Annotated in this window: 5 protein-coding genes and 1 pseudogene; 3 read left to right on the top strand and 3 right to left on the bottom strand. The window is 53.4% G+C overall.

Going from position 1 to position 7,500, the window contains the following annotated elements:
- Positions 1 to 177: pseudogene (locus ACQUTI_RS21950) on the bottom strand (carbohydrate porin); the annotation flags it as partial.
- Positions 178 to 507: 330 nt separating this feature from the next.
- Positions 508 to 1,827 (bottom strand): xylose isomerase, encoded by a 1,320-nt coding sequence (xylA, locus tag ACQUTI_RS21945; protein ID WP_108450706.1) that lies wholly within the window; start codon positions 1,825 to 1,827, stop codon positions 508 to 510.
- A gap of 426 nt (positions 1,828 to 2,253) precedes the next feature.
- Here xylA and ACQUTI_RS21940 point away from each other — a divergent pair, with 426 nt between their 5' ends.
- Together ACQUTI_RS21940 and ACQUTI_RS21935 are read left to right on the top strand one after the other, a co-directional pair.
- Positions 2,254 to 3,693: an MFS transporter gene (locus tag ACQUTI_RS21940; protein WP_072206957.1), complete on the top strand. Its 1,440-nt coding sequence runs from the start codon at positions 2,254 to 2,256 to the stop codon at positions 3,691 to 3,693.
- Between the two features lie 58 nt (positions 3,694 to 3,751).
- Positions 3,752 to 5,431 carry a glycoside hydrolase family 43 protein gene (locus ACQUTI_RS21935; RefSeq protein ID WP_099441535.1) on the top strand — a complete coding sequence of 560 codons (1,680 nt, stop codon included), beginning with the start codon at positions 3,752 to 3,754 and terminating at the stop codon, positions 5,429 to 5,431.
- An 82-nt stretch (positions 5,432 to 5,513) separates the two neighbouring features.
- Here the strand turns inward: ACQUTI_RS21935 and ACQUTI_RS21930 are convergent, their stop codons facing one another.
- On the bottom strand, positions 5,514 to 6,152 hold the full coding sequence (locus tag ACQUTI_RS21930) for an HNH endonuclease (RefSeq protein ID WP_099441534.1): 639 nt from the start codon (positions 6,150 to 6,152) through the stop codon (positions 5,514 to 5,516).
- A 179-nt stretch (positions 6,153 to 6,331) separates the two neighbouring features.
- On the opposite strand from ACQUTI_RS21930, the gene ACQUTI_RS21925 reads away from it, so the two are divergent.
- Positions 6,332 to 7,201, top strand: coding sequence for a phosphorothioated DNA-binding restriction endonuclease (locus tag ACQUTI_RS21925; RefSeq protein ID WP_099441533.1), 870 nt, complete (start codon positions 6,332 to 6,334; stop codon positions 7,199 to 7,201).
- The last annotated feature ends 299 nt before the right edge of the window (positions 7,202 to 7,500 follow it).

Genomic DNA, 7,500 nt, shown 5'->3' with positions numbered 1-7,500 from the left:
CTTTTTGTCGGCCGCGGCGTCGATTTTCGCCTGGCGTTCGGCCAGCGCTTTATCAACGGCTTTGGCGACGATGGCGTCGATCTGTTCCTGAGTAAATTCTTGCGCCATTACAGAGGTAAGCGGAAAAAACGCGGCGATAACCGCCATGGTTAATGGAAGTTTTTTTATCATTGTCATGAGTTTCTCAATATAGGTTAATTTTATTCAGACAATAACCAGCCTATTCTGAGCTGACAGAATATGTCGCTATCATCAGAACAAGTTATTTTTTATTTTGTACGGTCACAGAGGCATTACACAATTATCGCGACTCTTCCTCCTTCACTAATATTAAACAGGTGGCACAATAGCAGAACCATCCGCACTGCGGATTGTTCATCTATAGACAGTCAAACAGATAGCCTTGCGGCGCAGACAGCATAAATACAACACGAACCAATAAACGCTATTTCCTGGCAGCAGGCAGATGGCGGAATATATGCCCCCGCAGGGGCATATCAGCCAAATTTAACCAAAGATATAGGTATTGACGAGATTTTCGAGTAATTCCTGACGCCCGCTGTGATGCTGCGGATTCAGATTATGCTGCTCAGCGTACCGGGCAATATTATCCAGCGACATGCGGCCGGCCATAATTTGTTGCCCCAGCTCGCCCTGCCAGCCGGCATAGCGTTTTGCCAGACCCTGATCGAGCTTGCCATCCTCAATCATGCGCGCGGCCAGCTTGAGGGACAGCGCCATCACGTCCATGGCGCCAATATGGCCATAGAACATGTCGTATTTGTCGGTGCTCTGCCGGCGAACTTTGGCGTCAAAGTTCAGGCCGCCGGTGGTGAATCCCCCGGCTTTGAGGATCTCGTACATCACCAGGGTATTTTCTTCCACGCTGTTCGGGAACTGATCGGTATCCCAGCCGAGCTGCGCATCGCCGCGGTTGGCATCAACGGAGCCGAAAATGCCCAGCGCGATGGCGCTGGCGATTTCATGATGGAAAGAGTGCCCCGCCAGGGTGGCGTGGTTGGCTTCAATGTTCACCTTGATCTCATTTTCCAGACCAAACTGCTTCAGGAAGCCATACACCGTCGCGACATCGTAATCGTATTGATGCTTGGTGGGCTCCTGCGGTTTCGGCTCGATAAGCAGCGTGCCGCCAAAGCCAATCTTATGCTTGTGCTCCACCACCATCTGCAGGAAGCGGCCAATCTGCTCGCGCTCCTGGCGCAGATCGGTATTCAACAGCGACTCGTAACCTTCGCGGCCGCCCCACAGCACATAGTTTTCGCCGCCGAGCTGGTGGGTGGCGTTCATGGCGGTCACCACCTGCGTGGCCGCCCAGGCAAACACCTCCGGATCGGGGCTGGTCGCCGCCCCGGCGCCGTAGCGCGGGTGGGTAAAGCAGTTGGCGGTGCCCCACAGCAGTTTCACGCCGGTTTGCTGCTGTTTCTCCGCCAGCACTTCGGTCATCACGGCGAAATTATGCAAATACTCTTTCAGCGACGCGCCTTCTGGCGAGACGTCGACATCATGGAAGCAGTAATACGGCACGTTGAGCTTGTAGAAAAATTCAAACGCCACGTCCGCTTTGCGTTTGGCCATTTCCAGCGCATCGCCCGCGGCCTGCCAGGGACGCTCAAACGAGCCGGCGCCAAACATATCAGCGCCATTCCAGCAGAAGTTATGCCAATAACAGGCGGCAAAACGCAGATGATCTGCCATGCGTTTTCCCAGCACGATTTCATCCGGATTATAGTGGCGAAACGCCAGCGGATTATCGGTTTTAGGTCCGGCAAAAAGAACGCGTTCGAGCTGGTCAAAATAAGTTTGCATGATGAACTCCGAAATTGAGGAAGCCGAAAATTAACAACTGTGACACATCGTGTATTCTCATCGTCGGTTGCTCAATTACGTTATTTCACTCGGCGATTGAGAAAATGCTCAAATGTGAGCCATCTCGCAAATAAAACTATTTTAAATATCTCGCTTCGCGCGCGTATAGCGTACACTCCCTGGGGAATTCAGGTGAACATAGCGAATTAAAATGCCTGTTTTGTCACATTGCATATCTGTCAGAAAATTAGCGGCGGATAACGAGTCAACGCAGGTGATACAGGCCTTTGCTTCGAGGATCACAGAAGTAAAAAAACATAATTACTTAATTTAAAAACGTAATAGATTCTTCCAGGTCAACTGTGTCAGAAAGTGTTTCACCTACACAAAACAAACCGGAGTCTGCTTAGAATGAGTAAAAACATAATGCACAGTCGGCATGATGAATATCATAAATTAACCCGCGGAGAACGAATTGGTTATGGCATGGGCGACTTTGCGCAAAACCTGGTTTTCGGCACCATTGGGGGTTTTCTGGCTTTGCATATGCTGACGGTAAATACCATCAGCACGGCAACGGCAGGCTTTATTTTTCTTTTTGTCCGCATCATTAATGTGTTTTGGGATCCGATGGTCGGAACCTACGTGGATAAACGAACCTCGAAAGCAGGAAAATATCGCCCCTGGCTGTTACGAGCCGGCGTGCCGCTGGTGATCCTGTCGGCATTACTGTTCGCGCCAATCCCCGGAGTGAAAGGTTCGGTGGCTTTCGCCTTTATTATTTATCTGGCGCTGGACCTGGTTTATTCCTTAGTCAATATTCCCTATGGCTCGCTGAATGCGTCGCTGACCCGCGACCCGGAATCGATCGATAAGCTGACCAGTACCCGTATGATGCTGGCCAACAGCGCCAACCTGCTGGTCTATACCCTGTTCCCGATGTTTGTGCAGATGGCGGCGCCGAAAGATCGCAGCCTGAAAGACACCGGCTTTTTCGGCCTTGAGCTGAATCTGGGCAACTATACCGATCCGTCGGCGAACTACGCCTGGTTCGGCGTGTACGCCATCTATATGATCATCGGCGCGGTGGCCCTGTTTATCTGTTATAAATTCACCAAAGAACGCGTTGTCGCGACCGCCGAGCAGACCGCCAACGTCAAAACCACCGACCTTTTCCACGAGCTCAGACATAACCGCCCGCTGGTTATTCTCGGCATGTTCTTTATGCTGGCCTTTACCTTCATGTTCTTTATGAACACCGTTAACGGCTTCTTCAACCAGTACGTCGTCGGCCACTCCGAATGGATGGGCGCGGTGGGTCTCGTCGCGTCTATTCCCGGCATCGCCTTCCCGATTTTCTGGCCGAAACTGAAAAAAATCTTTGGTAAAAAAGGCTTCTTCCATCTGTTCCTCGCCATGTTCATCGTCGGCGAACTGCTGACCTACGTCTGGTCCCGTGAAGGGATGCACGACGCCCTGTGGCTGGCCTATATCGCCACCTTTATTAAACAGTGGGGCTTAACCTCCGCCACCGGCTTTATGTGGGCGCTGGTACCAGAAGTCATCGCGTATGGCGAATTAAAATCTGGCAAACGCAATGCCGCCATTATCAATGCCATTATGGGACTCTTCTTCAAGATCGGCTTCACCATCGGCGGCGCGATCCCGCTGTGGCTGCTGGCGGTGTATGGATTTAATGAAAGCGGCGCCGTGCAGAGCGCCAGCGCCATCGACGGGATCATTATGACCGCGGTGTGGATCCCGATTGCGCTGGCCGCTATTTCGATGGTGATCATGCAGGTTTATCCGATCTCCGATAAACATGTTACCGACATCAACCGTCAGCTGGATGAGATCCGCGTGTAGTTAAAAAAATTATAAATCAGACCGATTCGTCACTTTCCATTTTAAAAGGTGTAATGAAATGTCACTTATTCAAAACCCGATATTACGTGGCTTTAATGCCGACCCCAGTATTATTCGCGTCGAGGATACGTACTATATTGCCAACTCGACGTTTGAGTGGTTCCCGGGCGTGCGTTTACATGAGTCGAAAGATCTGAAAAACTGGAACCTGCTGCCTTCGCCGCTCTCCACCACCACCCTGCTGGACATGAAGGGCAACCCCTCCTCCGGCGGCATTTGGGCGCCGGCGCTCTCCTGGGCCGATGGGCAATTCTGGTTGGTGTATACCGATGTGAAGGTCACCGAAGGCGCCTTCAAAGACATGACCAACTATCTGACCACCGCGAAGGATATTCGGGGCCCGTGGAGCGACCCGATCAAGCTGAACGGCGTCGGGTTTGACGCCTCGCTGTTCCATGACGACGATGGCCGGAAATATATCGTTCAGCAAACCTGGGATCACCGGGAGTACCATCACCCCTTCGATGGCATTACCTTAACGGAGCTGGATACCAACACGCTGAAATTAATGCCAGAAACCGCGCGCACCATTTACCGCGGCACCGCCGTGGCGCTGGTCGAGGGGCCGCACCTCTATAAACTGAACGGCTACTACTATCTGTTTGCCGCCCAGGGCGGCACCGTGTTTACCCACCAGGAGGTGGTGGCGCGGTCGAAAACCCTCGAGGCCGACAGCTTTGAAACCGAGCCGGGCGACGTATTCTTAACCAACGTCGACACCCCGGACAGCTACATCCAGAAACAGGGCCATGGCGCGCTGGTCTCCACCCCGGAAGGCGAATGGTATTACGCCTCGCTCTGCGCCCGGCCGTGGAGTCGCCCGGGGGAATCCATCTACGACCCGCGCGGCTGGTCAACCCTCGGTCGGGAAACCTCGATCCAGAAAGTGTACTGGGACGACGAAGGCTGGCCGCGTATTGAAGGCGGTCACGGCGGGAAAACCTTCGTCGAAGGGCCGAAAGACGCCATCTTCACCGAAAGCGCCAGCGATAATAGCCAGCAGGATGACTTTACGTCGCCAGCGCTCGACCCGAACTGGAATACCCTGCGGGTGCCGTTTACCGCCAAAATGGGCACCACCGGCAACGGCAAATTAACCTTAATCGGCCAGGGTTCGTTAGCCAATACGCATGACCTGTCGCTGATTGCCCGCCGCTGGCAGGCCTTCTATTTTGACGCCGCGGTGAAGGTGAAATTCGAGCCCTTCAGCTACCAGCAGATGGCCGGGTTAACGAATTACTATAACGACCGCCACTGGAGCTTTGTCTTCCTGACCTGGAATGAAATTAACGGCAAGGTCATCGAAGTCGGCGAAAATAACCGCGGGAAATACACATCGTACCTGAAAGATAACGCCATCAAGGTGCCGGACGGCGTGGAATACGTCTGGTTCCGGACCAAAGTCCGCAAGCAGACCTACAGCTATGAATACAGCTTCGATGGCGTGACCTTCACCGAGATCCCGGTCCAGCTGGATGCCGCAGTGCTGTCCGATGACTATGTGTTGCAGAGCTACGGCGGGTTCTTTACCGGGGCGTTCGTCGGCCTGGCGGCGGTAGACTACGCCGGGTACGGCACCCAGGCTGAGTTTTATCAGTTCGAGTATCAGGAGCTGGGCGATAGCTTAGCGGCCAATGGTAGCTACAGCTGGGAGGCTGGCGAGACGCGGGATAAGTAAGAGAGAGCGGACCCACGCTACCGGTGAGGTAGCGTGGGTTTTGTGGTGTGTTTGATGTAATGAAAGCGAGCGCTGTCGGATGTCAGTCTGCAGGGCGCAGCCGGGCCTTCAGCTCTTCGGGAGTAAACGGCGGATCTCGCCGGTGCAGCATTGCATGGCAGTTGGGACATACCGGGATCAGATCGGTTTCTGGGTTCAGACGATAATCCTGCTTGATCCCGGACAGCGGAATGAGATGGTGGATATGGATAAAGCCCTGGCCGATATCGCCATAGCGGCTGGCCATATCCAGACCGCATACCTTACACTGGCAGCCGTGCAGGCGAAGCGCCGCCTGACGAGCCTGACGGTCACGCTCATAGCGATTGATCACCACCTGCAACGCCGCCCCTTCCACGTACTCCATGGTCGTCTGCCCCTCATCGGGGAAAAGCGCAACCTCGTCATCGCCAGCGCCCTGCGACGCGATCGTAAATCCTTGCTCCAGTAACAGACGCACGCATTTGGATTTAATCCCTCCGCTGAAATCCGCCGGGGTAAATTCCGTCCCCGTCGCAAGCGTGGCCGCTAACCCGACGATGGCTTTTGAAGGATACCGACGCCCCTCAAACTCGATCTCATACAGACGCGCGCTTTTAAACTGATGCGCAACGCCTGCATCGTAAGCGCGAATGGCGGCGATGATGCATTCCCTGGATAAATGGTCCGGTAGTTTTTTCATAAGACATAGCTATCTGATGGCGCGAAGCTTGAGTATAAATAGAAAGCTATGGGCTTTTCGAACAAATAACTGGCAGTGATAGTTAAATAGCGATCCACGTAGAATCGCCGCATCTGGTAGGTTGATCGGCAAGGATTTTGCGAGCATCATCGCATTTATTTAGCTGCCAATATCACGCTATGCCCTCCAGCACGACCCTGCAACACGCGATCGAGAACATCACCATCTGGCGCAAAGGCGAACAGCGTGCACCGCATAAGCCACTGCTGCTGCTGTACGTCCTCTCACAGTACCAGCGCGGCCATGTGCGGATGTTCGACTACGCCTCAGAGATACGCGATGAGCTGCATAGCCTGCTGGAACGCTTTGGCCCGCAGCGCCGCCAGTACCGGCCGGACATGCCCTTTTGGCGCCTGAAAGGCGACGGCTTCTGGGAGCTGCACAACAGCGAACAGTGTTCAACCCAGGGCAGCCGACAGCCGCCCGGCAAAGAGCTGGAGCTCTGCCACGTCGCCGGCGGCTTCGATGAGCCGCATTTTGCGCTACTCAACAGAAATAAGAAGCTGATCAATACTCTCGCCCATCAGATCCTCGAAGCGCATTTCCCGGAGAGTATTCAGGAAGAACTGGCAGAAGAGATGGGGTTTGATCTGCAGCAGATCCGTAAAGAGCGCGACCCGCATTTTCGCCAGCAGGTGCTGCGCGCCTATAACTATGAGTGCGTGATCTGCGGCTTCAATATGCGCCATGATAATACCTCTGTCGCCCTGGAAGCGGCCCATATCAAATGGAAGCAGCACGGCGGCCCCTGCGAAATCCCTAACGGACTGGCGCTCTGCGCGATTCACCATAAGGCCTTTGATAAAGGCTCCATTGGTCTGGATGAGGATATGCGCATCCAGGTTTCGCCGGCGGTGAACGGCGGAGGCATCGTTGGCAGGCTGTTCTGGGATTTTGATGGTAAGACGATTACCTTGCCGCAGGGGAAAGCATGCTATCCGCAGGAGGGGTTTGTGGCGTGGCACCGGCGGGAGGTGTTCAGGGGTTGAGGGGGTATGGTGTGTGGGGTTTAATGTTGAGCGTAGGGTTTAAGGATTGTGAATGTGTTTCGGAGAGGATTTCGTGGTTGATCAATGATTGGTCGTGGCTAGATTAAAGGACTTATTTATTGGTTGTTTTGATATTGATGTTTGTGAGTTGGTGCGAAGGCCGGACTCGCTACATAATACAACCAATTGATTTTTAACTAATTTTAAAAATAAAATATTTAATTGACCACCATTTTGACCACCGCAATGTTTTATGCGGCACTATTTTGGTCAATCTTTGCATCAGATATAAGGGAACT

This window comes from Klebsiella sp. 7-CIP_Kleb. (assembly GCF_050378655.1).
In the GTDB taxonomy this organism is placed as follows: domain Bacteria; phylum Pseudomonadota; class Gammaproteobacteria; order Enterobacterales; family Enterobacteriaceae; genus Klebsiella; species Klebsiella quasipneumoniae.
The sequence above is the reverse complement of the archived record's forward strand: the minus strand, read 5'-3'. Positions and strand labels throughout refer to the sequence as shown.

What these genes read in the sequence shown, in the direction of transcription:
- ACQUTI_RS21925 (WP_099441533.1), top strand. Translation starts at nt 6,332, where the DNA reads ATGCCCTCCAGCACGACCCTGCAACACGCGATCGAGAACATCACCATC.
- ACQUTI_RS21930 (WP_099441534.1), bottom strand. Translation starts at nt 6,152, where the DNA reads ATGAAAAAACTACCGGACCATTTATCCAGGGAATGCATCATCGCCGCC.
- ACQUTI_RS21940 (WP_072206957.1), top strand. Translation starts at nt 2,254, where the DNA reads ATGCACAGTCGGCATGATGAATATCATAAATTAACCCGCGGAGAACGA.
- xylA (WP_108450706.1), bottom strand. Translation starts at nt 1,827, where the DNA reads ATGCAAACTTATTTTGACCAGCTCGAACGCGTTCTTTTTGCCGGACCT.
- ACQUTI_RS21935 (WP_099441535.1), top strand. Translation starts at nt 3,752, where the DNA reads ATGTCACTTATTCAAAACCCGATATTACGTGGCTTTAATGCCGACCCC.